At 71.0% G+C, this 23485-nt stretch carries 20 protein-coding genes; 11 read left to right on the top strand and 9 right to left on the bottom strand.

Going from position 1 to position 23485, the window contains the following annotated elements; all coding sequences use genetic code 11:
* Nucleotides 1-2 precede the first annotated feature (2 nt).
* The 5 genes from ACIRVK_RS23120 to ACIRVK_RS23100 form a co-directional block, all read right to left on the bottom strand.
* The gene (locus ACIRVK_RS23120; protein WP_404249892.1) at nucleotides 3-932 is read right to left on the bottom strand and encodes a branched-chain amino acid ABC transporter permease; all 930 of its coding nucleotides are present in this window, start codon (nucleotides 930-932) and stop codon (nucleotides 3-5) included.
* A gap of 142 nt (nucleotides 933-1074) precedes the next feature.
* Nucleotides 1075-2295 carry a branched-chain amino acid ABC transporter substrate-binding protein gene (locus ACIRVK_RS23115; protein WP_404249942.1) on the bottom strand — a complete coding sequence of 407 codons (1221 nt, stop codon included), beginning with the start codon at nucleotides 2293-2295 and terminating at the stop codon, nucleotides 1075-1077.
* Between the two features lie 227 nt (nucleotides 2296-2522).
* A complete protein-coding gene (locus ACIRVK_RS23110; RefSeq protein ID WP_404249890.1) occupies nucleotides 2523-2873 on the bottom strand; it encodes a hypothetical protein in 351 nt (116 codons plus the stop codon).
* Nucleotides 2874-3293: 420 nt separating this feature from the next.
* A complete protein-coding gene (locus ACIRVK_RS23105) occupies nucleotides 3294-3779 on the bottom strand; it encodes a PaaI family thioesterase (protein ID WP_404249888.1) in 486 nt (161 codons plus the stop codon).
* 51 nt (nucleotides 3780-3830) lie between these two features.
* Nucleotides 3831-6110, bottom strand: coding sequence for an FdhF/YdeP family oxidoreductase (locus ACIRVK_RS23100; RefSeq protein ID WP_404249886.1), 2280 nt, complete (start codon nucleotides 6108-6110; stop codon nucleotides 3831-3833).
* Nucleotides 6111-6350: 240 nt separating this feature from the next.
* Between ACIRVK_RS23100 and polA the strand changes: the two genes are divergently transcribed.
* Together polA and ACIRVK_RS23090 are read left to right on the top strand one after the other, a co-directional pair.
* Nucleotides 6351-9077 carry a DNA polymerase I gene (polA, locus tag ACIRVK_RS23095; RefSeq protein WP_404249884.1) on the top strand — a complete coding sequence of 909 codons (2727 nt, stop codon included), beginning with the start codon at nucleotides 6351-6353 and terminating at the stop codon, nucleotides 9075-9077.
* Nucleotides 9078-9288: 211 nt separating this feature from the next.
* Complete coding sequence (locus ACIRVK_RS23090) at nucleotides 9289-9648, top strand: hypothetical protein (RefSeq protein WP_404249882.1); 360 nt, start codon at nucleotides 9289-9291, stop codon at nucleotides 9646-9648.
* Nucleotides 9649-9883: 235 nt separating this feature from the next.
* Here ACIRVK_RS23090 and ACIRVK_RS23085 read toward each other — a convergent pair whose 3' ends face one another.
* A complete protein-coding gene (locus ACIRVK_RS23085) occupies nucleotides 9884-10744 on the bottom strand; it encodes a DUF4184 family protein (RefSeq protein WP_404249880.1) in 861 nt (286 codons plus the stop codon).
* Nucleotides 10745-10989: 245 nt separating this feature from the next.
* Here ACIRVK_RS23085 and ACIRVK_RS23080 point away from each other — a divergent pair, with 245 nt between their 5' ends.
* From ACIRVK_RS23080 to ACIRVK_RS23070, 3 genes are all read left to right on the top strand, one after another.
* A complete protein-coding gene (locus ACIRVK_RS23080) occupies nucleotides 10990-12720 on the top strand; it encodes a lytic transglycosylase domain-containing protein (RefSeq protein WP_404249878.1) in 1731 nt (576 codons plus the stop codon).
* A 146-nt stretch (nucleotides 12721-12866) separates the two neighbouring features.
* Complete coding sequence (locus tag ACIRVK_RS23075) at nucleotides 12867-13001, top strand: SPW_0924 family protein (RefSeq protein WP_404249876.1); 135 nt, start codon at nucleotides 12867-12869, stop codon at nucleotides 12999-13001.
* A gap of 21 nt (nucleotides 13002-13022) precedes the next feature.
* Entirely contained in the window at nucleotides 13023-14015 is a 993-nt protein-coding gene (locus ACIRVK_RS23070) for a DUF3068 domain-containing protein (RefSeq protein ID WP_404249874.1), read from the top strand.
* On the opposite strand, the gene hrpB is transcribed toward ACIRVK_RS23070, so the two are convergent.
* Together hrpB and ACIRVK_RS23060 are read right to left on the bottom strand one after the other, a co-directional pair.
* A complete protein-coding gene (gene hrpB, locus ACIRVK_RS23065; RefSeq protein WP_404249872.1) occupies nucleotides 14005-16530 on the bottom strand; it encodes an ATP-dependent helicase HrpB in 2526 nt (841 codons plus the stop codon). The genes ACIRVK_RS23070 and hrpB overlap by 11 nt on opposite strands.
* A gap of 4 nt (nucleotides 16531-16534) precedes the next feature.
* Nucleotides 16535-17434: a class I SAM-dependent methyltransferase gene (locus tag ACIRVK_RS23060; RefSeq protein WP_404249940.1), complete on the bottom strand. Its 900-nt coding sequence runs from the start codon at nucleotides 17432-17434 to the stop codon at nucleotides 16535-16537.
* A 300-nt stretch (nucleotides 17435-17734) separates the two neighbouring features.
* On the opposite strand from ACIRVK_RS23060, the gene rpsA reads away from it, so the two are divergent.
* From rpsA to ACIRVK_RS23040, 4 genes are all read left to right on the top strand, one after another.
* Entirely contained in the window at nucleotides 17735-19231 is a 1497-nt protein-coding gene (gene rpsA, locus ACIRVK_RS23055) for a 30S ribosomal protein S1 (RefSeq protein ID WP_289915893.1), read from the top strand.
* A gap of 279 nt (nucleotides 19232-19510) precedes the next feature.
* Nucleotides 19511-20449 carry a PAC2 family protein gene (locus ACIRVK_RS23050; protein WP_404249870.1) on the top strand — a complete coding sequence of 313 codons (939 nt, stop codon included), beginning with the start codon at nucleotides 19511-19513 and terminating at the stop codon, nucleotides 20447-20449.
* A gap of 45 nt (nucleotides 20450-20494) precedes the next feature.
* Nucleotides 20495-21100: a dephospho-CoA kinase gene (gene coaE, locus ACIRVK_RS23045; protein WP_404249868.1), complete on the top strand. Its 606-nt coding sequence runs from the start codon at nucleotides 20495-20497 to the stop codon at nucleotides 21098-21100.
* 50 nt (nucleotides 21101-21150) lie between these two features.
* The gene (locus ACIRVK_RS23040; RefSeq protein WP_404249866.1) at nucleotides 21151-21537 is read left to right on the top strand and encodes a tetratricopeptide repeat protein; all 387 of its coding nucleotides are present in this window, start codon (nucleotides 21151-21153) and stop codon (nucleotides 21535-21537) included.
* A gap of 1 nt (nucleotide 21538) precedes the next feature.
* Here the strand turns inward: ACIRVK_RS23040 and ACIRVK_RS23035 are convergent, their stop codons facing one another.
* The gene (locus ACIRVK_RS23035; protein ID WP_404249864.1) at nucleotides 21539-21808 is read right to left on the bottom strand and encodes a DUF6343 family protein; all 270 of its coding nucleotides are present in this window, start codon (nucleotides 21806-21808) and stop codon (nucleotides 21539-21541) included.
* A gap of 81 nt (nucleotides 21809-21889) precedes the next feature.
* Between ACIRVK_RS23035 and ACIRVK_RS23030 the strand changes: the two genes are divergently transcribed.
* Both ACIRVK_RS23030 and ACIRVK_RS23025 read left to right on the top strand, forming a co-directional pair.
* On the top strand, nucleotides 21890-22789 hold the full coding sequence (locus ACIRVK_RS23030) for an acyltransferase domain-containing protein (RefSeq protein ID WP_404249938.1): 900 nt from the start codon (nucleotides 21890-21892) through the stop codon (nucleotides 22787-22789).
* Between the two features lie 89 nt (nucleotides 22790-22878).
* Complete coding sequence (locus ACIRVK_RS23025; protein WP_404249862.1) at nucleotides 22879-23331, top strand: DoxX family protein; 453 nt, start codon at nucleotides 22879-22881, stop codon at nucleotides 23329-23331.
* Nucleotides 23332-23485 lie beyond the last annotated feature (154 nt).

Here is a 23485-nt window from a genome sequence, read left to right as displayed (position 1 = left end):
GATCACGCCCTGTCCGCGACGCGCTCGCCGAGCAGGCCCTGGGGCCTGAAGAGGAGCACGAGGATGAGGAGTACGAAGGCCCAGACGTTGGCCCAGCTCTGGCCGCCGAGTTGTTGCATGCCGGGGATGTGGCTGATGTAGGCGGACGCCATGGTTTCGGCGACGCCGAGGACGAGGCCGCCGAGCATGGCGCCGTAGATGTTGCCGATGCCGCCCATGACGGCCGCGGTGAAGGCCTTGAGGCCCATGAGGAAGCCCATGCGGTAGTCGATGTTGCCGTATTTGAGGCCGTAGGAGACGGCGGCGACGGCGGCGAAGAAGCCGCCGATGGCGAAGGCGACGACGATGATGCGGTTGGTGTCGATGCCCATGAGTTGTGCGGTGTCGGGGTCCTGGGCGGTGGCCTGCATGGCGCGGCCGGTGCGGCTCTTGCGGACGAACCAGGCGAGGGAGGACATGCAGACGATGGCGGCGCAGACGAGGAAGATGTCGGCGTCGGTGATGTCTACGGAGCCGAAGCTGTGGGTGCCGCCGAGGCTGGGGAAGGAGCGGGACTTGTCGGCGCCGGGGTAGAAGTTGCGGACGAGTTCCTGGAGCGTCAGGGAGAGGCCGATGGCGGTGATGAGGGGGGCGAGGCGTGGTGCTTGCCGCAGGGGGCGGTAGGCGAATCGTTCTGCTCCCACCGCGACGAGAACGGATACGATCCCGCCGCCGATCAGCATGAGGGGGACCGCGGCCCACATCGAGGTGCCGGCGGGCAGGATGTAGAAGTAGACCGTGAGGGCGCCGAAGGCCCCGGTCATGAAGATCTCGCCGTGGGCGAAGTTGATGAGCTGGACGATGCCGTACACCATCGTGTAGCCGATGGCGATCAGCCCGTACATCGAGCCTAGGAGCAGCCCGTTGGCCAGCTGCTGCGGCAGAGTGTGCACCGCGTGGCCTCCATGTCGCTGGTGGTCGTATGCACTGGTCGTGTGCGTGGGGTGGGTGTGAGAACGGGCCGCGCGGTCGGGGTCCTCCTTCCGCGCGGCCCGTGGTGCGGTGTTTCTGGGCTGTGGTGCCGGGTGGTGCCGGTCAGCCGTTGAAGGTGCCGGTCTTCACGGCGGTCCACTTGCCGTTCTTGACCTGGTAGACGGTGAGCTGCTTGTTCTGGGTGTCGCCGTACTGGTCGAAGGAGACGGTGCCGGTGATGCCCTGGAAGTTGGACTTCTGGACGGCGTCGACGACCTTGGAGCGCAGGTCGTTGCTGCTGGGGAGCTTGCCGCCGTTGGCGTCCTTGACTGCCTTCACCGCCTTGATGATGGCGGTGGCGGCGTCGTAGGAGTAGGCGCCGTAGGCGCCGTAGTCGCCCTTGTAGCCCTTGGACTTGTAGGTGGCGACGAAGTTCTTCGCGGCGGGGAGGGTGTCGGCGGGGACGCCGACGGAGGTGGCGAGGTCGCCTTCGGCGGCCTTGCCGGCGGTCTGGATGTAGGTGGTGGCGTACATGCCGTCGCCGCCCATGAGCGGGATGTTGACGCCGGCGCCCTTGAGCTGCTTGGTGATCTTCTCGGACTCGTCGTACTGGCCGCCGTAGTAGACCATGTCGGCGCCGGAGGCCTTGATCTTGGTGACGAGGGAGCTGAAGTCGGTGTCGCCGGTGTTGACGTGGTCGGTGCCGGCGATGCCGCCGCCGAGCTTCTTGAAGGCGCCGTTGAAGATGCCGGCGAGGCCGGCGCCGTAGGTCTGCTTGTCGTCGACGACGAAGGCCTTCTTCTTCTTGAGGCCGTTCCAGGCGTAGTCGGCGGCGAAGCTGCCCTGCAGGGCGTCGGTGGTGGCGGTGCGGAAGTACGTCTTGTAGGGACGTGTCTTCGAGGTCTGCCAGTCCTTGCCCTGGGTGAGGGTGGGGTTGGTGTTCGAGGGCGAGATCTCGACCATGTTGGCGGAGTTGAAGACCTGCTGCATCGACTGGGCGACGCCGGAGTTCAGCGGGCCGACGGCGCCGACGACGGAGTTGTCGCCGACGAGGGCGGTGGCGTTGGACTGGCCGGTGGCGGGCTGTGCCTTGTCGTCGAGGGCCTTGACCTGGAACTTGACGCCGGGGACCCAGTTGTTCTTGTTGGCGTCGTCCACGGCGATCTGGACGCCGTACTGGATGCCGAGACCGGTGGTGGAGTTCTCGCCGGACAGCGGGGCGTCGACACCGATGGTCAGAGTGGTGCCGGAGCTGCCGCTACCGCTCTTGTTGCCGTTGTCCCGGGAGCCGCAGGCGGTGAGAGTCAGAGCCCCGGTTGTGAGCACGGAGGTAAGAATCACCAGGGAACGCTGTCGCACAATCAGTCCTTTCCGCAGGCGGGTCCACCCCGTGGGGGCGGTGTCGCCGCGCTGGTACCGAACTCCCGATGGAGCGGTGACTGGGCGTGACTCTAAGCCCGGTCTGTAGGCAGCGGCACGGCTGTGCACTGGCTTGTGACTCTCTTGTTATGACGGGGTGGTTTGTCGGGCTGGGTGAGGGGTGCTCTTGGCCGTTTTGGTGGAATTTCCCTTCAGTCCGCATTCTGAGAACCTGCACTTCCGCTTGGCCGTGAGGGCAGGCTGGCGGGCGAGTGGTCGCAGGCTGTGTGAAGCAGCCGGGAAAGGTCGTGGGCGTATGCGCTGCCGAAGATGAAACTGTGGCGCTGTATTGCGCGCTTGTTACGCAGCGTTACGTCGAGAAAGGGTAGGTCGGCATTCAGTGGGAGGCCGTTGCAGTCGGATACGGAAATGCTGACGGTGACCCTGCGGGTGGTGCCGGCGGTGACGGTGATGTCGGGCCGTGGTGTGGAGTGGGCGGTGAGTCCGGCGAAGGCGGCGTCGATGACGGTGAGGGTGACGGGTGGTCCGCTGTTGACGGTCACGGCGAAGCGGAACAGGCCGCTGGTGGTGGGTGGGCGGGGGGGTGGTGCGGGGGCCGAGGTAGTGCCAGGAGGTGACGTTGGCGGGGTAGGGGACGGGGGCGGGCGGGGTGGGGGTGTCGGGGCTGCCGGTGGAGGGGGCGAGCAGGACGGCGAGGGCGCCGGCGGCGATCACGGTGAGGGTGACGGCGGTGCGGCGGGCTCGTGGTGGCAGGGCGTGCCAGTGGCGGGCGGCCTGGTCGGTGAGGCGTGGGGTGTCGTGGCCGATGATGTCGTGGGCTTCGTGTGGCCCGGTCTGGTCGACGGGTTCGACGGGGCCGATGCCGCTCATGTCCGCAGCCTCATGGGGAAACGGTAGGTGAGGGTCGCGGGTGGGGAAAGGTGCCGGTGGAGGCGGTCCGCCGGCACCTTTCGGGGTGTGGTCTAGTCGGTGGCGGCGGTGGGTGCGTCGCCGGGCCTCACGTCGCGCAGCAGGCAGGTCAGGCGTGCGCTGCACACGCGGCGGCCCTGCTCGTCGCTGATGACGATTTCGTAGGTGGCGGTGGAGCGGCCGCGGTGCAGGGGGGTGGCGACGCCGGTGACGAGGCCGGAGCGGGCGCCGCGGTGGTGGGTGCAGTTGAGGTCGACGCCGACGGCGATCTTGGTGCTGCCGGCGTGGAGCATGGAGCCGACGGAGCCGAGGGTTTCGGCGAGTACGGCGGAGGCGCCGCCGTGCAGGAGTCCGTAGGGCTGGGTGTTGCCTTCGACGGGCATGGTGCCGACGACGCGGTCGGCGGAGGCCTCGGTGATCTGGACGCCCATGCGGGTGCCGAGGTGGCCCGCGGAGAACAGCGCGGGGAGGTCGACGCCGAGTGCGGCGTACTCGTCGATGACCTCCTGCGGGAACGTCACGTGCTGCTGTTCGCCCATGGGCCTGGCTCCGTTCGTCTCGATCAGTCTGCAAGCCGGCTGAGCAAACGCTCAGTCGGTTGCCGATTGTTCCAGACGGACGACGACGGACTTGCTGGCCGGGGTGTTGCTGGTGTCCGCGGTGTGGTCCAGGGGGACCAGGACGTTGGTCTCGGGGTAGTAGGCGGCCGCGCAGCCGCGGGCCGTCGGGTAGTGCACGACGCGGAAGCCGGGCGCGCGCCGCTCGACGCCGTCCTTCCACTCGCCGACCAGGTCCACGTACGCTCCGTCGGCCACGCCCAGCGCGCGTGCGTCCTCGGGGTTGACGAGGATCACCCGGCGGCCGTTCTTGATGCCCCGGTAGCGGTCGTCGAGGCCGTAGATGGTGGTGTTGTACTGGTCGTGGGAGCGCAGCGTCTGCAGCAGCAGCCGGCCCTCGGGCAGTTCGGGGTACTCCACGGGGGCGGCGGTGAAGTTGGCCTTGCCGGTCCTGGTGGGGAAGCGGCGTTCGTCGCGGGGGGCGTGCGGGAGGGCGAAGCCGCCGGGGCGGGCCACGCGTGCGTTGAAGTCCTGGAAGCCGGGCACGACCCGTGCGATGCGGTCGCGGATGGTGGCGTAGTCCTTCTCGAACTCCTCCCACGGCACCACGCTGCCCTCGCCCAGCACGCGGCGGGCCAGCCGGCACACGATGGCCGGTTCGGACAGCAGTTGCCTGCCGGCGGGTTCGAGGCGGCCGCGGGAGGCGTGCACCATGCCCATGGAGTCCTCGACGGTCACGAACTGCTCGCCGCTGCCCTGCAGGTCGCGCTCGGTGCGGCCGAGGGTGGGCAGGATGAGGGCGCGTGCGCCCGTGACGGCGTGCGAGCGGTTCAGCTTGGTCGACACGTGCACGGTGAGGCGGGCGCGGCGCATGGCGGCTTCCGTGACGTCGGTGTCGGGAGTGGCGGCGACGAAGTTGCCGCCCATCGCGAAGAACACCTTCGCCTCGCCGTCGCGCAGGGCGCGGATGGCCCGTACGACGTCGTAGCCGTGCTCGCGCGGGGGTGCGAAGCCGAACTCTCTCTCCAGGGCGTCCAGGAAGGCGGGCGCGGGCCGTTCGAAGATGCCCATGGTGCGGTCGCCCTGCACGTTCGAGTGGCCGCGCACGGGGCAGACGCCCGCGCCCGGGCGGCCGATGTTGCCGCGCAGAAGCAGGAAGTTGACGACCTCGCGAATGGTGGGCACGGAGTGCTTGTGCTGGGTCAGGCCCATCGCCCAGCACACGATCGTGCGCTTCGAGGCGAGCACCATGACGAGGGCCTGCTCGATCTGCGCGCGCGTGAGGCCGGTCGCGGCGAGGGTCTCGTCCCAGTCGGCGGCCTTCGCGGCGGCCGTGAACTCCTCGTAGCCGTGGGTGTGTTCGCGTACGAACTCCTCGTCGACCGCGCCGTCCGTCTCGAGGATCAGCTTGTTGAGGAGGCGGAAGAGGGCCTGGTCGCCGCCGATGCGGATCTGCAGGAACAGGTCGGTGAGGGCGGCGCCCCGGAGCATGCCCTGCGGGGTCTGGGGGTTCTTGAACCGCTCCAGTCCGGCCTCGGGCAACGGGTTGACGCTGATGATCTGCGCCCCGCCCGCCTTGGCCTTCTCCAGGGCGGAGAGCATGCGCGGGTGGTTCGTGCCCGGGTTCTGTCCGGCGACGATGATCAGGTCGGCCTTGTAGAGGTCCTCCAGCAGGACGCTGCCCTTGCCGATGCCGATGGTCTCCGTCAGGGCCGAGCCGGACGACTCGTGGCACATGTTGGAGCAGTCGGGCAGGTTGTTGGTACCCAGTTCGCGGGCGAACAGCTGGTAGAGGAAGGCGGCCTCGTTGCTGGTGCGGCCCGAGGTGTAGAAGACGGCCTCGTCGGGGGAGGACAGCCGGGCGATCTCCTCGGCGATGATGTCGAAGGCCCGCTCCCAGCTCACCGGTTCGTAGTGCTCGCCGCCCTCGGGCAGGTACATGGGGTGTGTGAGGCGGCCCTGCTGGCCCAGCCAGTAGCCGCTCCTGGTCGCGAGATCGGCGACGGGGTGCGCGGCGAAGAACTCCGGGGTGACCCGGCGCAGGGTGGCCTCCTCGGCCACCGCCTTCGCGCCGTTCTCGCAGAACTCGGCCGTGTGCCGCTGGTCGGGCTCGGGCCAGGCGCAGCCGGGGCAGTCGAAGCCGTTCTTCTGGTTGACGCTCAGCAGCGTCAGCATGGTCCGCTTCACACCCATCTGCTGCTGCGCGATGCGCAGGGTGTGCCCGAGGGCCGGCAGGCCGGCCGCCGCGTGCTTCGGCCCGGCGACCTGCGGCGCGTCCTGAACCGGATCGCCCTTGGGCGGCTTCGTTGCCATCGCTGCGTCTCCTTCACCGGCGCCCGTGCGCTACATCTCCGATCCTCGCACGCACCGCCGACGACGAGGCCGAGGGGTGTGTACGGAACCCTCCCATGGTTGCGTATCAGGCAATAGTTGCGGAAGAGGCAACGACCGTCGGTGGCTCCTCCCGGCCCGTTCTGCTCCCGCCCACTCCATTTCCCGGCCGTGGCCCCCGATGGCAGCCGACTGTCAGTGGGGCGTGGCAGGATCGGGGACGTGGCAGAGACAGCATCGAAGAAGACCGAGACGACCACCGGCGGCAGCCGCCCCCGCCTCATGCTCATGGACGGGCACTCGCTGGCGTACCGCGCGTTCTTCGCGCTGCCCGCGGAGAACTTCACGACGGCGACGGGCCAGCCGACGAACGCGATCTACGGCTTCGCGTCGATGCTGGCCAACACCCTGCGTGACGAGGAGCCCACGCACTTCGCGGTGGCCTTCGACGTCTCCCGCAAGACCTGGCGCTCCGAGGAGTTCACCGAGTACAAGGCCAACCGCTCCAAGACCCCGGACGAGTTCAAGGGCCAGGTCGAGCTGATCGGCGAGCTGCTGGACGCGATGCACGTCTCGCGGTTCGCGGTCGACGGCTTCGAGGCGGACGACGTCATCGCCACGCTCGCCACCCAGGCCGAGGCCGAGGGCTTCGAGGTGCTGATCGTGACCGGCGACCGGGACTCCTTCCAGCTTGTCTCCGAGCACACCACGGTGCTCTACCCGACCAAGGGCGTCTCCGAGCTGACCCGGTTCACCCCCGAGAAGGTCTTCGAGAAGTACGGGTTGACGCCCGCGCAGTACCCCGACTTCGCGGCCCTTCGCGGCGACCCGTCCGACAACCTGCCGGGCATCCCGGGCGTGGGCGAGAAGACGGCCGCGAAGTGGATCAACCAGTTCGGGTCGTTCGCCGAGCTGGTCGAGCGCGTCGAGGAGGTCAAGGGCAAGGCCGGGCAGAACCTGCGCGACCACCTGGAGGCCGTGAAGCTCAACCGCCGCCTGACCGAGCTGGAGCGGCAGGTCCAGCTGCCCAAGGCCGTCACCGACCTCGAGCGTCCCGCGTACGACCGCAAGGCCGTCGCGATGATCCTGGACACCCTGGAGATCCGTAACCCGTCCCTGCGTGAGCGGCTGTTCGCCGTCGACCCGGGCGCCGAGGAGGCGGAGGCCACCCCGGTCACGACGGACGGCGTGCAGCTGGACACCGCCGTGCTGGGCACGGGCGAGGTCGCGCCCTGGCTCGCCGAGCACGGCACCGGCACCCTCGGTGTCGCCACCGTCGACACCTGGGCGCTCGGCACCGGCTCGGTCGCCGAGGTCGCGCTCGCCGCCGCCGACGGGCCGGCCGCCTGGTTCGACCCCTCGCAGCTCGACGAGGCCGACGAGAAGGCCTTCGCGGCCTGGCTCGCCGACGACGCCAGGCCCAAGGTGCTGCACGACGCCAAGGGCGCCATGCGCGTCTTCGCCGAGCACGGCTGGAGCGTCGGCGGCGTCTTCATGGACACCGCCCTCGCCGCCTACCTGGTCAAGCCCGGCCGCCGCTCCTTCGACCTGGACGCCCTGTCCATGGAGTACCTGCACCGCGAGCTGGCGCCCGCCGCCGCGGCCGACGGACAGCTCGCCTTCGGCACGGACGACGGCGCCGAGGCCGAGGCCCTGATGGTCCAGGCCCGCGCCGTCCTCGACCTGGGCGAAGCCTTCGACAGCCGCCTGCGGGAAGTCGGCGCGGCCGACCTGCTGCGGGACATGGAGCTGCCCACCTCCGCCCTGCTCGCCCGCATGGAGCGGCACGGCATCGCGGCCGACCGGGCCCACCTGGAGGCCATGGAGCAGATGTTCGCGGGCGCCGTGCAGCAGGCGGTGAAGGAGGCGCACGCGGCCGCCGGGCACGAGTTCAACCTGGGCTCGCCCAAGCAGCTCCAGGAGGTCCTCTTCGGCGAGCTGGCACTGCCGAAGACGAAGCGGACGAAGACCGGCTACACCACGGACGCCGACGCGCTGGCGTGGCTCGCCACCCAGACGGACAACGAACTGCCGGTGATCATGCTCCGTCACCGCGAGCAGGCCAAGTTGCGGGTCACCGTCGAGGGTCTGATCAAGACGATCGCCGCGGACGGCCGCATCCACACCACCTTCAACCAGACGGTCGCCGCGACGGGCCGCCTGTCCTCCACCGACCCGAACCTGCAGAACATCCCGGTCCGCACCGACGAGGGCCGCGCGATCCGTCGGGGCTTCGTCGTCGGGGAGGGCTTCGAATCCCTCATGACCGCCGATTACAGCCAGATCGAACTGCGCGTGATGGCGCACCTCTCCGAGGACGCGGGCCTCATCGAGGCGTTCACCTCCGGTGAGGACCTGCACACCACGGCCGCCTCCCAGGTCTTCGCCGTCGAGCCCACCGCCGTGGACGCGGAGATGCGCCGCAAGATCAAGGCCATGTCCTACGGCCTGGCGTACGGGCTGTCGGCCTTCGGCCTGTCCCAGCAGCTGAACATCGACGCGGGTGAGGCACGGGCCCTGATGGACGCCTACTTCGAGCGTTTCGGCGGCGTCCGCGACTACCTGCGCCGCGCGGTCGACGAGGCGAGGGCGACGGGCTACACGGCCACCCTCTTCGGCCGGCGCCGCTATCTGCCCGACCTCAACAGTGACAACCGGCAGCGCCGTGAGGCCGCCGAGCGCATGGCCCTGAACGCGCCCATCCAGGGCACGGCGGCGGACATCGTCAAGATCGCCATGCTCAAGGTCGACAGCGCGCTGCGGGCGGCCGGCCTCACCTCCCGCATGCTGCTGCAGGTCCACGACGAAATCGTGCTGGAGATCGCCCCCGGCGAGCGCGCGGCCGCGGAAGAGATCGTCCGCAGGGAGATGTCCGACGCGGTCCACCTGAACGTACCCCTGGGCGTGTCGGTGGGCGCGGGCCCGGACTGGGAGTCGGCGGCGCACTGAGCGCTCTGCGCTCCGCGGGAAGTGCCGCGACGGGCCGTGGCCGGCTGACGGCGCGTCGCGGCTGGTCGCGCAGCTTCCCGCGCCCCCTTGGGGCGCGGGCGAACCGCAGCCGACCTCGCCGGTCCGCCCGGCCCTCGAGCCTGGCGGTCCCGTCACTCTCGTGGCCCCCGCAAAGGCGCCCACGCCCGGCCGCTGCCGTAAGGATGCGGGCATGGGTATACGCATGCTCCACCGCCGCCCGGCGAGAGCGCAGGGTGCCGAGCCGGCCCCCGTCGTGCCCCTCGCCCCGGTCCCGGCCCACGCCGCCACCGCGAGCACCGCCCGCATCCCCACCGACCTGGCCACCACCCTGCGCCGCACGGCCGCCGCCCTGCGCCGCAGACTCGCCACCACCCCCGGGGAACCGCCCCTGTGGCGACTGTGGGCCGGCCTGGGCCTCGGCTACGCGGCCGGATGCGCCCGACGCGTCCGGCACCTGGCGAGCCACGTCCGCCGAACCCGCCCCCGCACCGTCACCGTGTTCGTCGTGACCGCCGGCCCCAACCGCCCGAACGGCCCGACTCGACGCTGACCCGCTCCGATCCGCCGACGCGCGGAGCTGGACGCCGCCCCGCACCCCCGAGGTGGTCGAGCAGCCGGCCAGGACTCGCGCGCCCGTTCCTCGGGACCGTGGGCGGTCTCCCCGACGGGTCTGACGGCCCGCTCGGATTCGTCGGCGTCCGGGGCAGACGCGGACCTGTACCCCGCGACGCAGACGGGTAGCCGGGTGCGACTCGCGTGCCCGGTCCACGTGACCGCCGATGGTCTCACCGACCGGCGGGGCGGCCCGGCTCCGTGCTGACCCGTTCCGGTTGTGCGGCGGGCGGAGTCGGGCGCCGCAGCCGTACCGCCAGGACGTACACGAGCAGCCCGGGGGCGAGGCCTGCGCCTGCCCCGAAGCACAGGGACGGGATCAGTTCCCAGGGTTTCGCCGTTGCGCCCCAGTACGCCCACCATCGTGCCGCCCGCTCCACGGCGCCGGCTGCGGCGCACCCGGCGAGCAGGACGGTGGCCCACCAGCGGTCCCGCGTCGAGAACGGGGGAACCGCCAGTGTCGCGGCCGTGTTCGGCGGCACCCGTCGCAGGGAGCGGGCCAGCCACACGGCGATCACCAGCGCGCCGGCCACGGAACTGGCGTACTGCAGGTACGAGTACACGGGGGAGCCCGCGATCGTGTGGGCGAGCACGGGGAACAGGCGTGTCCCGAAGCGGTCGTGGTGGGTGAACCCGTCCCACACGACGTGGGTGAGCGCGCCGAGCGCCGCCGACGCGTACCAGCGGGCCAGTGAGGACGGCCGTACCCGCGCGCTTGGCGCACCGCAGCGCAGCAGTGCGGCCGGGCGCGGCTGCCAGGACCGTGGGAGCAGCGCGAGCGCCGGCTCGCGCACCAGCAGCCACAGACCGGTCAGCGCCCAGGCGATCAGCACGTCGACGGTGAGGACACCGGGGAAGGAGTGGGTGACGTCTCCGAACTCCATCCCGCCGGATACGACACTCGCCGCGAAGTAGGGCATGTCGGGTGCGAAGGAACCGGCCACCAGAACGGCCGGAACCAGTCGGCCGCGCCCGTCTCCGTCGGATCGCACGGCCGGCAGGACCGCCGCCGCATGGCTCAGGGTGAACGGCAACAGGGCTCCTCGGAGGGGACGTTCGTTAGGGAGGATCCAGTATGCGGGGCACGTTCCGGTCAACCCCCGGATGACCAACCGGTGAAAACCGGGCACGAACGGGTGCACCTGGAAAGCAAGTTGTCGTAGGGTCGCCTGGGTCACAGCCCCACGAGGGCAACCTGCACCGTGGGGTGATCGTCACAACAAGGCGAGCACACAGACGAAGGACGGGCGCTCGGGCGTCCACGGGAGGGGTTCACTCTATGGCGGCGCAATTCGGCAGGAGGCTGGCCAAGGGTGCGGCGACCAGCGCCGTGGCGGCGGTCGCGGTCGCCGCTCTGTCCGCGTCCCAGGCGCCGGGAGCGCCGGTCGACGACCACGGCAGACAGACCGCCTCCAGCGCCCAGCCCTCACCCGACGCGTCCGCCGACACCGGCGCCGCGACCGGCAACTCGCCGTACTACACGGACCTGCCGCCGCTCAACAGCCCGAACCCCAGCCCGAGTTCCTCGCCGACCGCGGGCGGCACCCCGATCGCGCAGGGCGCCGCGGAGGCAGGCATCCCCGCGACCGTCCTCGACGCCTACAAGAAGGCCGAGGCGGCCCTCAAGCAGGCCAAGCCCGGCTGCAACCTGCCCTGGCAGCTGCTCGCAGCCATCGGCAAGGTCGAGTCGGGTCAGGCCCGCGGCGGTGAGGTCACCGCCGACGGCACCACGATCACCCCGATCCTCGGCCCGGTGCTCGACGGCAACGGCTTCGCGATGATCAAGGACACCGACGGCGGCAAGTACGACGGCAACAGTCAGTACGACCAGGCCGTCGGCCCCATGCAGTTCATTCCGTCGACCTGGGCCTGGGCGGGCCGCGACGGCAACGGCGACGGGGTCAAGGACCCCAACAACGTCTACGACTCCGCCCTCGCCGCCGCCCACTACCTGTGCCGCAACGACTGGGACCTGTCGAACCAGACGGACCTCAACAGCGCGATCCTCAGCTACAACAACTCGCAGGACTACCTGAACACCGTCCTGTCGTGGCTGGAGTACTACCGCAAGGGCACCCACCAGATCCCGGACGGCACCGGCACGGTCCCCTCCCACCGCAGCGACAACACCCAGAAGGCCAACCCGAAGCCGACGCCCACGAAGCCGGGCAGGACGACCCCGCCGGGCAAGGGCTCGCCGAGCCCCACCCCGCCGTCCGGCGGCCCGAGCACGCCGCCGACGCCGGGCAACCCGACGCCACCCACGCCCACGCCCACCGACACGGTCGACCACCTGGCGGACGCGGGCACCCTGAAGCTCACCGCGATGGCCGGGGACGCCTTCACCCAGAAGATCAGCACCAAGGCCGTGACCAAGGCCGGCAAGGCCGTCGCCAAGGTCCGCGTCCGTTTCACCGTCGTCGGCACGACCGACACCACCTTCACCGGCGGCGAGACCGTCGCCACGGTCGTCACCAACAGCACCGGCGTGGCGGTCGCACCGGCCCTGCAGGCGGGCGAGAAGACCGGCGACTTCACCGTCCGCGCCACCGTCGTCGGCCGCGCGGTCGCCGGCCTCGACTACCCGGCCAGCGTCACCGAGCGCGTCGCCGACACCCTCGTCCGCACCAGCGACACCGCGCTGACCTGCACCCCGGGCGGCGAGTTCGCCGACCAGGTCGAGGTGAAGGCCACCTACAAGGGCGCCGTCGCCGGCAAGGTCGGTGTCACCGCCACCCTCGTCAAGTCGGTGCTCGACCCGACCGTGAACGACAAGGGCCCCTACTTCAAGGACGCCGACGGCAAGACCGTGCGCACCCTGACCGGCCTGCAGACGGACGCAGGCGGCCTGCTGAAGCTGCCCAAGCTGTATGCCGACGACACCACCGGCACGTTCGTCCTGCGCATCACCACGGCCGGCGGAGCGACGCTCGACGTCCAGCTGAACGTCGCCGCGGCCGGCTCCTCGACGAGCCCTTCGCCGAGTCCTTCGGCGAGCCCCAGCACGTAGTCCTCGGTACTCCTGCGAACACCGACGGCGCCCCTGAGCGAAGAGGGGCGCCGTCGTTGTGTGTGCGACGTGTTCTCATCTCGCCCACCCGTTGCTACGGTGCCGGACCTGACGATGTATCAGTTCCAGTCCGTCGGGAGGCAGGAATGCGCGCCCTGATCGCCGCCGCGACCGGTCTCGCCCTCGCGTTCGCGCTGGTCCTCACGATCACCGCGATGGGGACGCCGACGGGAAAGACGTCCCCCAAACCGCTGCTGACGACGGTGCCCGCACACCCGTAGCCGTCCGCCCGGGAGGCCGAGATGCGCCGCAAGGCCAGTCTGGTCCTGCTCGCCTTCGCCGTGTTCTTCGCGGCCCTGTCCCCGCTGCTGCGTTGGTACGCCTTCCCGCGCCTGGCCAAGATCCCCGCCGACCAGTACCAGGACGTGGTCCTGGAGGCGAAGAACGCCACGCTCCTCGACTACGGCACCATGAAGGCGCGCACCGTCCCCAAGGTCACCATCGTGCAGACGCTCAAAGGCAACGTGCAGGCCGCGAAGGAGATCGACCGGACGGTGGGCCGGGACGTCGTCGTCTGGGACGGCCTCTCCTACGTCCAGGGCCCCGACGGCAAGATGGTCTCCAGCATCCCCGAGCGCTACATCTTCGACGCGCACAGCCAGGCCCCCGTGCACGCGACCGGTGAGATGGTCGACGGCGACCCCGTGAAGCGGACCGGCATCGAGTTCAAGTTCCCGTTCCTCACGCAGAAACGGGACTACGAGTACTTCGACGCGCAGACCCGCACCACCAACCCCATCCACTACAAGGGCACCCAGACCTTCCGCGGTCTGACGGTCTACTACTTCGAACAGACCATCCCCTGGACCCAGGTGAAGTTCCCCAAGGTCATGCCGGTCAAGGGCATCACCCCCGAGTCGGTCGCGAAGACCGGCACCACCCGCTGGTACACCACGGTCCGCAAGTTCTGGGTCGAGCCGGTCACCGGCGCCCCCGTCAACGGCGAGGAGATCCACAAGGAGGAGCTGCGCGGCGGCACCCTCCTCGGCGACCGCCCCAAGGTCACGGCCTTCGCGGGGGACGTGAAGATGCGCGAGGACTTCGTCGAGCACACCGTCGCCCTGGTCAAGTCCAACCGCACCCTCGTCCTGCTGATGACCTCCTACCTCCCCTGGGGCTTCCTGATCCTCGGCACCCTGCTGCTGGCCCTGTCCCTGTGGCTGGAGGCCCGCGGCCGCCGCCCCGGCGATCCGGAACCCGTCGAGTCCTCGGAGCAGGAACCGGTCACCGCCTGAGCCGCGCGTTGGTGTGCCGGGTCGGCTCGGCGGAGGCGGGGTCCTCGGGCCAGGGATGCTTCGGATACCGCCCGCGCAACTCCGCGCGCACCCCCTGGTAGCCGTCCCTCCAGAAGGAGGCGAGGTCGGCGGTGACGGCGGCGGGCCGCCCGGCGGGGGACAGCAGGTGCACGAGCAACGGCACCCCGGCCACGGCGGGCGACTCGTGCAGCCCGAACATCTCCTGCAACTTCACGGCGAGAACGGGCTGTTCGGGGTCGCCGTAGTCGATCCGGATCCGGGACCCGCTCGGTACGGCGATCCGCTCGGGCGCCAGCTCGTCCAGCCGCGCGGCCTGCCCGGAGGCCCACGGCAGCAGACGGCCGAGCGCACCTCCCGCGTCGATCCGCGCGAGGTCGGCCCGCCGGCGGGCCCGCCCGAGCTCCGGCTCCAGCCACTCGTCCACGCGCGCGTGGAGCGCGTCGTCGGACACGTCCGGCCACGGCTCCCCGAGCCGCCGGTGCAAGAACGCGAGCCGCTGCCGCAGCACGAGGGCGTCGGGCGACCACCGCAGCAGGCCGAACCCCTCCTGCCGCAGCCCCTCGAGAAGCGCCTCGCGTACGAGGACGGGGTCGGCGTCCCTCAACGGCCGCACCGCCAGCTCGATCGCCCCGAGCCGCTCTACCCGCCGCGCCACCACGTCCCCGCCGGCCCAGTGGACCTCCTGGACAGTCGAGCACAGGGACGCGGCGGCACGCCGGGCCACGTCCTCGTCGATCACGGCGGCGAGCTGCACACGCGCGTGCCCCTTGCCGACGGGTCGGTCGGCGACGGCGACGGCGATCCACGGGGCGCCGCGCAGGGGACTGCCGGCGCGGAGTTCGGCACGCGTCCCGGAGGCCATCAGGTAGGAACCGCCATCGGCCTTGGCGACCCGCTCCGGGAAGGCGAGAGCGGCGACGGTGCCGGCAAGCGCGTCGTCGCCGCCGGAGGCGGGGTACGCGTCGTCCGGGGGAGGGGCCAGTGGCGCGCGTGTCTTGTCGGCGGCGGTGGTGAGCGCGCGCAGTCGGCGGACCTCGGTCCGCCACCGTCCCGCGTAACTGTCGCCGCCGCGCCGAGCGGTCCTCAACGCGCCGGCCAGGTCGTCACCGTACTCGCGCGGCGCCTCCTCGCTGAGCAGGGCGACCACCTCGGCGGCCCGCTCGGCGCCCACGTCCAGCAGGGCCCGCCCCAGCCGCGGATGCAGGCCCAGCCGGGCCAGCGCCACGCCCCGGTCCGTGGCCCCGCCCGCGGGGGTCACCGCCCCGACGGCGCTCAGCACGGACCGCGCCGCCGCCATCGCCCCGCCCGGCGGCGGATCCAGCAGCGCCAGCCCGGAGGCCTCCGGATCGCCCCAGCAGGCCGTCTGGAGCGCGAACGCCGTCAGGTCGGCCACCTTGATCTCCGGCGAGGGGAAACGCGGCAGACGCGCGTCCTCGGTCTCCGCCCAGCAGCGGTACACCGCCCCCGGCGCCTCACGCCCGGCCCGTCCCGCCCGCTGCCGCCCCGCGGCCAGTGAGGCCCGTACCGTCGCCAGCGCGCTCAACCCGCGCGCGTGGTCGACGCGGGGTTCGCGCGCCAGCCCGGAGTCGACGACCACCCGCACCCCGGGCACCGTCAGGGAGGACTCCGCCACCGACGTCGCAAGGACCACCCGGCGCCGATCGCCCGGAGTCAGCACCGCGTCCTGCACCGCCGCCGGGGCCCGCCCGTGCACCTGGAGGACGTCGACATCGCAGAGGTCCCCCAACCGCCCCGCCACCCGCGCGATCTCGCCCACCCCGGGCAGGAAGCACAGCACGTCCCCGTCCCGCTCGCGCAGCGCCCGCCGCACCGTCGACGCCACATGGTCCAGCAGCGCCGGATCCACGCGCGTGCCGTGCGGCGGCCTCACGGGACGGTCCGGCGGCGACCAGACGACCTCCACCGGGTGCGAGACGCCGGACGCCTCGACGACGGGCGCGTGGCCCAGCAGCCGCGCCCACCCCGCGGCGTCCGTTGTCGCCGAGGCGGCCACCAGCCGCAGCTCGGGCCTCAGCGTCTCCCGTACGTCCCACAGGAACGCGGCCGCGGTGTCCGCGTCGAGATGCCGCTCGTGGCACTCGTCGAGCACCACCACGTCCACGCCCGTCAGCTCCGGGTCCCGTTGCAGACGCTGCAGCAGCACACCGGTCGTGACGACCTCCACGCGCGCGCGTGGCCCTACGACCCGCTCGCCGCGCACGGTGTACCCGACGCTCCCGCCGGGCTTCTCGCCCAGCAGCCACGCCATCCGCCGGGCCGCGGCGCGGGCGGCGATACGGCGTGGCTCGGCCACCAGCACCCGGCGAGCGGGTCCGTCGTCGAGCAGCCCGGCCAGCGCGAGCGGCACGAGGGTGGTCTTGCCCGTGCCCGCGGGCGCCACGAGCACCGCGGTGCCGTGCCCCTCCAGCGCGTCGACCAGCGCGGGCAGCGCGGAGCGTACGGGCAGGGCGCCCAAGGCGTCGTAACGGATCACCTGCTCAGTCTCGTACGCAGACGAAGACCGCCGTGCCCGGGATCAGGTTTCCGCGCAGCGGCGACCAGCCGCCCCACTCGGAGGTGTTCCAGGCCGGCCACTCCGGCTCCACCAGGTCGACCAGGCGGAAGCCGCCGGCCACCACGTCCCGCACGCGGTCGCCGATCGTCCGGTGGTGCTCCACGTAGACCGCGTGTCCCTTCTCGTCCTGCTCGACGTACGGGGTGCGGTCGAAGTAGGAGGCGGAGACGGACAGGCCCTCGGGGCCCGGCTCGTCCGGGAACGCCCAGCGGATGGGATGGGTCACCGAGAAGACGAAACGCCCGCCCGGGCGCAGCACCCGGCGCACCTCGGTCAGCACCCGCACCGGATCGGCCACGAACGGCAGCGCCCCGTACGCCGAGCAGGCCAGGTCGAAGGAGGCGTCCGTGAAGGGGAGGGCGCCGGCGTCGGCGCACACCAGCGGGAACGACCCGCCGATGCGCAGGGCGTGCTGCAACTGGCGGTGCGAGATGTCGAGGGCGACGGGACGGGCGCCCTGCGCGGCAAGCCAGCGCGAGCACTGGGCGGCGCCGGCGCCGATCTCCAGGACGTCCCTGCCCTTCAGTTCCTCCGGGGGACCCAGCAGCTCGGCCTCGACCTCGTCGAGGCCCTCGGGGCCCCACACGAACCGGTCGTCACCGAGGAACGTGCCGTGTTCGACCTGGTACTCGTCGGCGTTGCGGTCCCACCAGCCCCGGTTGGCCCGGGCGCTCTCCGTGACGTCCGCCGTGCGTCGGACGGCCTCCGGCTCGAACGCGGGCTGGGAGGAAACGGGCTCTTGGATGATCGGCTCCCTCGTATTAGTGTGCGGGCTCTTCCCTCCAACCCGACGCCCGGAGGTGTCACGGAAGGGGTCTGGCAGGCCTGCTTGGCCTCCAGAGACAGTTCTTGTGCCGGGTATGCGGCGATCCGCCCCGGGTGTGCGCCTTCGCGCATTGACCCTGCCTGGCTGCCCCCGTATGCTACAAGTTGCGCTGCGGGCCTGCGCACCTCAGACGTAGCAGGCTGCGCTCGCATCTGTTGTATGTCCCCTCGGTTCTCGAGGCGCCACCAGTGGTTTTGTGTGGCGCTTCCTTGGCTGTCCGGCTTCTGCAGAGCGAAACGGGCTCCCGGCGTAAGCAGTACCTACGACTTCAATGTCCGTACCGGAGCCCTTTCCCACATGACGAGCAGCACCGAGACCACCGCCACCACCCCGCAGGTTGCGGTCAACGACATCGGTAACGAGGAAGCCTTCCTCGCCGCGATCGACGAGACGATCAAGTACTTCAACGACGGCGACATCGTCGACGGCGTCATCGTGAAGGTCGACCGGGACGAGGTCCTGCTCGACATCGGTTACAAGACCGAAGGTGTCATCCCGAGCCGCGAGCTCTCGATCAAGCACGACGTCGACCCGAACGAGGTCGTGGCCGTCGGCGACGAGATCGAGGCCCTGGTCCTCCAGAAGGAGGACAAGGAAGGCCGCCTGATCCTCTCGAAGAAGCGCGCCCAGTACGAGCGTGCCTGGGGCACCATCGAGAAGATCAAGGAAGAGGACGGCATCGTCACCGGTACCGTCATCGAGGTCGTCAAGGGTGGTCTCATCCTCGACATCGGCCTCCGTGGCTTCCTCCCGGCCTCCCTGGTCGAGATGCGCCGCGTCCGCGACCTCCAGCCCTACGTGGGCAAGGAGCTCGAGGCGAAGATCATCGAGCTGGACAAGAACCGCAACAACGTGGTCCTGTCCCGCCGTGCCTGGCTGGAGCAGACCCAGTCCGAGGTCCGCCAGACGTTCCTCACGACCCTCCAGAAGGGTCAGGTCCGCTCCGGTGTGGTCTCCTCGATCGTCAACTTCGGTGCCTTCGTGGACCTGGGTGGCGTCGACGGTCTGGTCCACGTCTCCGAGCTGTCCTGGAAGCACATCGACCACCCCTCCGAGGTCGTCGAGGTCGGCCAGGAGGTCACGGTCGAGGTCCTCGACGTCGACATGGACCGCGAGCGCGTCTCCCTGTCGCTGAAGGCGACCCAGGAAGACCCGTGGCAGCAGTTCGCCCGCACCCACCAGATCGGCCAGGTCGTGCCCGGCAAGGTCACGAAGCTGGTTCCGTTCGGTGCGTTCGTCCGCGTCGACGAGGGCATCGAGGGTCTGGTCCACATCTCCGAGCTGGCCGAGCGCCACGTGGAGATCCCGGAGCAGGTCGTCCAGGTCAACGACGAGATCTTCGTCAAGGTCATCGACATCGACCTCGAGCGTCGCCGGATCTCGCTGTCCCTCAAGCAGGCCAACGAGTCCTTCGGTGCCGACCCGGCGTCGGTCGAGTTCGACCCGACCCTGTACGGCATGGCCGCGTCCTACGACGACCAGGGCAACTACATCTACCCCGAGGGCTTCGACCCCGAGACCAACGACTGGCTCGAGGGCTACGAGACCCAGCGCGAGGCGTGGGAGTCCCAGTACGCGGAGGCGCAGCAGCGCTTCGAGCAGCACCAGCAGCAGGTCATCAAGAGCCGCGAGGCCGACGCTGCCGCCGCTGCCGAGGGTGGCGACGCCGCGGGTGCGGCTCCGGCCGCGGGTGGCGGTTCGTACTCCTCCGAGGGTGCGGACACCTCCGGTGCGCTGGCGTCGGACGAGGCGCTTGCCGCTCTGCGCGAGAAGCTCGCGGGTGGTCAGAGCTGACGCTCACTGAGCAGTAGCTCCTGAACTGAGGGGCCGTACCTTTCGAGGGTGCGGCCCCTCAGTGTTGGTCTGGTTGTGTTTCGGCCGGCTGCCGGTGGGGGCTTGTCGCGCCCACGCGGCGGAGCCGCACATCGATACAGCCCCGCGCCCCTGAAGAAAGGGCGTTGCCCTGCGCCCAGTCATGAAAGTCCGCGAGAGATGGCTGATCAAGGGCCCTGGCGGGAATGCCGCTGCTCCAGGGGGTGTTGAAGCGTATGAACACGAGGAGGAGCGGTCACTGTGCTTGATCCGCAGGGTTTGTACGCATGGGAGCCGAAGGGGCTGGCCGTCGTCGACATGGCGCTCGCCCAGGAATCGGCCGGGCTTGTCATGCTCTACCACTTCGACGGATACATCGACGCGGGCGAGACCGGCGACCAGATCGTCGACCGGCTGCTCGACTCGCTGCCCCACCAGGTCGTGGCCCGTTTCGACCACGACCGGCTCGTGGACTACCGCGCCCGCCGCCCGCTGCTGACCTTCCAGCGCGACCGGTGGACCGCCTACGAGGAGCCCACCATCGAGGTGCGGCTCGTCCAGGACGCCACCGGGGCGCCCTTCCTGCTGCTGTCGGGCCCGGAGCCGGACGTGGAGTGGGAACGCTTCGCCGCGGCCGTCCAGCAGATCGTGGAGCGGCTCGGCGTGCGCCTGTCCGTGAACTTCCACGGCATCCCGATGGGCGTTCCGCACACCCGCCCGGTCGGCCTGACCCCGCACGGCAACCGCACCGACCTCGTCCCCGGCCACAAGAGCCCCTTCGACGAGGCCCAGGTCCCCGGCAGCGCCGAGTCGCTGGTCGAGTACCGCCTGATGGAGGCCGGCCACGACGTCCTGGGCGTCGCCGCGCACGTGCCGCACTACATCGCCCGCTCGCCGTATCCGGACGCGGCCCTGACCGTGCTGGAGGCCGTCACGGCCGCCACCGGCCTGGTCCTCCCCGGCATCGCGCACGCCCTGCGCAACGACGCCCACCGCACCCAGACCGAGATCGACCGGCAGGTCCAGGAGGGCGACGAGGAACTCACCGCCCTCGTCACGGGCCTGGAGAACCAGTACGACGCCGTCGCGGGCGCCGAGAGCCGGGGCAACATGCTCGCCGAGCCGGTGGACATCCCGTCGGCGGACGAGATCGGGCGTGAGTTCGAGAAGTTCCTGGCGGAGCGCGAGGGCGACAACTGACCTCCGGCGGTCCCGCTGTCAGTGGCACCGCCTAAGCTTTCGCTCATGCTGACAGTGGGCCTGACCGGCGGGATCGGTGCCGGCAAGAGCGAGGTGTCACGGCTGCTCGTCGCGTGCGGGGCGGTGCTGATCGACGCGGACCGCATCGCCCGTGAGGTCGTCGAGCCCGGTACGCCGGGACTCGCCGCCGTCGTCGAGGCCTTCGGCCAGGAGGTGCTCGCCGCCGACGGCAGCCTCGACCGGCCCCGGCTCGGGTCGATCGTCTTCGCCGATCCGGACAGGCTGGCCGTGCTGAACTCGATCGTGCACCCCCTCGTCGGCGCCCGGTCCAGGGAGCTGGAGCAGGCCGCCGCCGAGGACGCCGTCGTCGTGCACGACGTGCCGCTCCTCGCCGAGAACGGCCTTGCCCCGCTCTACGACGTCGTGATCGTCGTCGACGCGAGCCCCGAGACCCAGCTCGACCGGCTGGTACGGCTGCGGGGCATGACCGGGCAGGACGCACGCGCGCGGATGGCCGCCCAGGCGACCCGCGAGCAGCGCCGGGAGATCGCGGACGTCATCATCGACAACGACGTACCGCTGGAGGAGCTGGAGCGCCGGGTCAAGGAGGTCTGGGCCGATCTCGTGCGCAGAGCCCGGCTCGGGGAATAGCGGTGCCCTCGCGGTGCGTTGAAACCGGCCAGTGAGGGAAGGACTCTGCCGTGCCCGAGACCAGCGGTTCGACCGGACGTACTCCGGAGACGCATGTCATCGACTTCCGTGCCGCCGAGCAGCTGCTCAACGCACGGGACCCGCGGGGCGCGGTGAAGTTGCTCGACCCGGTGATCGCCGCGCACCCCGAGAACACCGCCGCCCGGCTGCTGCGCGCGAGAGCCTTCTTCGCCGCCGCCCAACTGCGGCCCGCCGAGCTGGAGTTCACCATCGTCCTGGAGCGCGAGCCGGACAACTCGTTCGCGCACTTCGCCCTGGCCCGTACCTACGAACGCCAGGGGCGCGGCGACCAGGCCAAGCGCCACTTCCGGCTGGCGGCCGCACTGGACCCCAACCCGCAGTACCTCAAGGCCGCGCGCTTCGACGACTCGGCGTGAGTCAGTTGCGCGGCCGGCTCTCCGGCGGGCGGTAGGGCGGGACGTCCGGGCCCGGCTGGTAGTGCGGGCCCTGGCGGATGTGCCTGAGGATGATCGTCATGTCGACGGTGACCACGAGCCACAGCGCCCCGCAGGCAGCCGCCCACCCGGGCCGACCCGCCAGCGCGAACGCGGCCGTGCCGAAGACCGTCCAGACCAGGCCCCACACGCTCAGCCAGAACCGCGCTCGCAGCGCACTGCGCGCGGTTGTGGGCTCACTGCCGGTACGCATCGTCCGATCACCACTCCTGTTTGCAACGTACTCTTCGTTGCGGACGTTCACCAAAGAGGTCTGGACGAGGGGGAACGCGTGCTGCTGCCGGACGCCGACGAGCTCGCCGAGGTGCTGGTGGACCTCGCCGTGCCGCATGAGGACATCAACGAGGTCGTCCGCATGGGGCGACGGATCACCGACGACCCGGAGCTGCGACGAGCACTGGAGGCCGCGGTCGCGGAGATCGTGAGCGGCATCGGGGAGGTCGAGGCCCCGCTCGAGCTGCCCGAGCTCGACTGGGCGTCGGGCCCACTGCAACGCTGCTTCCCCGCGTACGTCTACGTGGCCGTGCTGCCGCACACGCGCGCCTACCACCGCTCCCGGGGCATCCCCGACGACGTCTCCCGGCGCAGTCTCGCCGACCTCGGGCGGAACATGGCCGTCCACCGCCGATGCCACGGGCTGGCCGGTGTGCAGGCCCCGCGATGGCTCGCCCACCACTTCCGGGGCGAGCTCTACCAACTGGGACGGCTGCAGTTCGAGCGGGCGCGGCTCGGGCAGCGTACGGGGGAGGCGCTCGCGGCGGCCGGGCTGGACGCCGGACCGGGCACCCCGTGCCTGAACCTCCACATCCCCGACTTCCTCGGCCCGCTGTCGCCCGAGGCCTGCGACCGCTCGCTCGCGCTGGCCGCCGAGTTCTTCGCCCGGTACTTTCCCGAGGAGAAGTACCGGGCCGGGCTGTGCCACTCCTGGCTGCTGGACCCGCAGTTGACGGAGCACCTGCCGGCGGACTCCAACATCGTCGGCTTCCAGGAGCGCTTCCGGGTCATTCGCGTGGACGCCGAGCCGTCCGACCGGGAACCCGTGCAGTTCGTGTTCGGCGACCCGGAGTTGCCCATCGAGGGCCTGCCCCGGCGGACGACGGTCGAACGCGTCGTGGGCGACCATCTGCGGGCGGGCGGGCACTGGTACATCGGGCACGGATGGATGCCGCTGTGAGAAAGGGGCGCGGCGACCGATGAGTTCGGACGGGAGCCCGGGTCCAACTCTGTGACAGCGACACGAACCGCTCACCACAGGAGAACCCGATGTCCGAGACCACCGTCCCCGTCACCACCGTCGCCTCCGCCTCCGCCTCCACCACCCCCGCCGTCCGCCGGCGCCGCGGACGGATCGCCCTGCGCACCCTGCAGGTGGTGCTCGGCCTCTTCTACGTCGTCGCCAGCGCCCTGCCCAAGCTGATCGCCAACCAGTACGCCGTCGACTCCTTCCACCGGATCGGCTGGGGCAGCGCGGGCATGTACACCATCGGCGCGCTCGAACTCGCCGGTGGACTGGCCCTGTTGGTCCCGCTGCTGCAGTCGGTGGCCGCGACCGCGCTGAGCGCACTGATGCTCGGCGCGTTCTTCGTCCAGATGATCGTCTTCCATGGCGAGAACGCCGCGACCCCGCTGATCCTGATCGTGCCGCTGGTCCTCATCGCCTGGGCGCGGCGGGGTTCGAACCAGGATCTGCTGCGGCTGGTGCGCCGGCGGCCGTGACGACCGTGACGTCGCCCACGTCCTCGACGTCCGCACGACGGCGGTGGGGGGGGGCGGGGGCCCCGCCCGGCGCCCCCCCCCCCCCCCCCCCCGGACCCCGGGCCGGGGGGCGCCCCCCCCCGCGGGGCGGGCCCCCCCCCCCCCCCGCGCCCCC

Source organism: Streptomyces sp. NPDC101152, assembly GCF_044768275.1.
In the GTDB taxonomy this organism is placed as follows: Bacteria; Actinomycetota; Actinomycetes; order Streptomycetales; family Streptomycetaceae; genus Streptomyces.
Note: the sequence above shows the minus strand (reverse complement) of the source record. Positions and strands in the feature narration are given on the sequence as shown.

What these genes read in the sequence shown, in the direction of transcription:
- coaE (WP_404249868.1), top strand. Translation starts at nt 20,495, where the DNA reads ATGCTGACAGTGGGCCTGACCGGCGGGATCGGTGCCGGCAAGAGCGAG.
- ACIRVK_RS23080 (WP_404249878.1), top strand. Translation starts at nt 10,990, where the DNA reads ATGGCGGCGCAATTCGGCAGGAGGCTGGCCAAGGGTGCGGCGACCAGC.
- ACIRVK_RS23090 (WP_404249882.1), top strand. Translation starts at nt 9,289, where the DNA reads ATGGGTATACGCATGCTCCACCGCCGCCCGGCGAGAGCGCAGGGTGCC.
- ACIRVK_RS23075 (WP_404249876.1), top strand. Translation starts at nt 12,867, where the DNA reads ATGCGCGCCCTGATCGCCGCCGCGACCGGTCTCGCCCTCGCGTTCGCG.
- ACIRVK_RS23025 (WP_404249862.1), top strand. Translation starts at nt 22,879, where the DNA reads ATGTCCGAGACCACCGTCCCCGTCACCACCGTCGCCTCCGCCTCCGCC.
- ACIRVK_RS23100 (WP_404249886.1), bottom strand. Translation starts at nt 6,110, where the DNA reads ATGGCAACGAAGCCGCCCAAGGGCGATCCGGTTCAGGACGCGCCGCAG.
- rpsA (WP_289915893.1), top strand. Translation starts at nt 17,735, where the DNA reads ATGACGAGCAGCACCGAGACCACCGCCACCACCCCGCAGGTTGCGGTC.
- ACIRVK_RS23105 (WP_404249888.1), bottom strand. Translation starts at nt 3,779, where the DNA reads ATGGGCGAACAGCAGCACGTGACGTTCCCGCAGGAGGTCATCGACGAG.
- ACIRVK_RS23035 (WP_404249864.1), bottom strand. Translation starts at nt 21,808, where the DNA reads ATGCGTACCGGCAGTGAGCCCACAACCGCGCGCAGTGCGCTGCGAGCG.
- ACIRVK_RS23070 (WP_404249874.1), top strand. Translation starts at nt 13,023, where the DNA reads ATGCGCCGCAAGGCCAGTCTGGTCCTGCTCGCCTTCGCCGTGTTCTTC.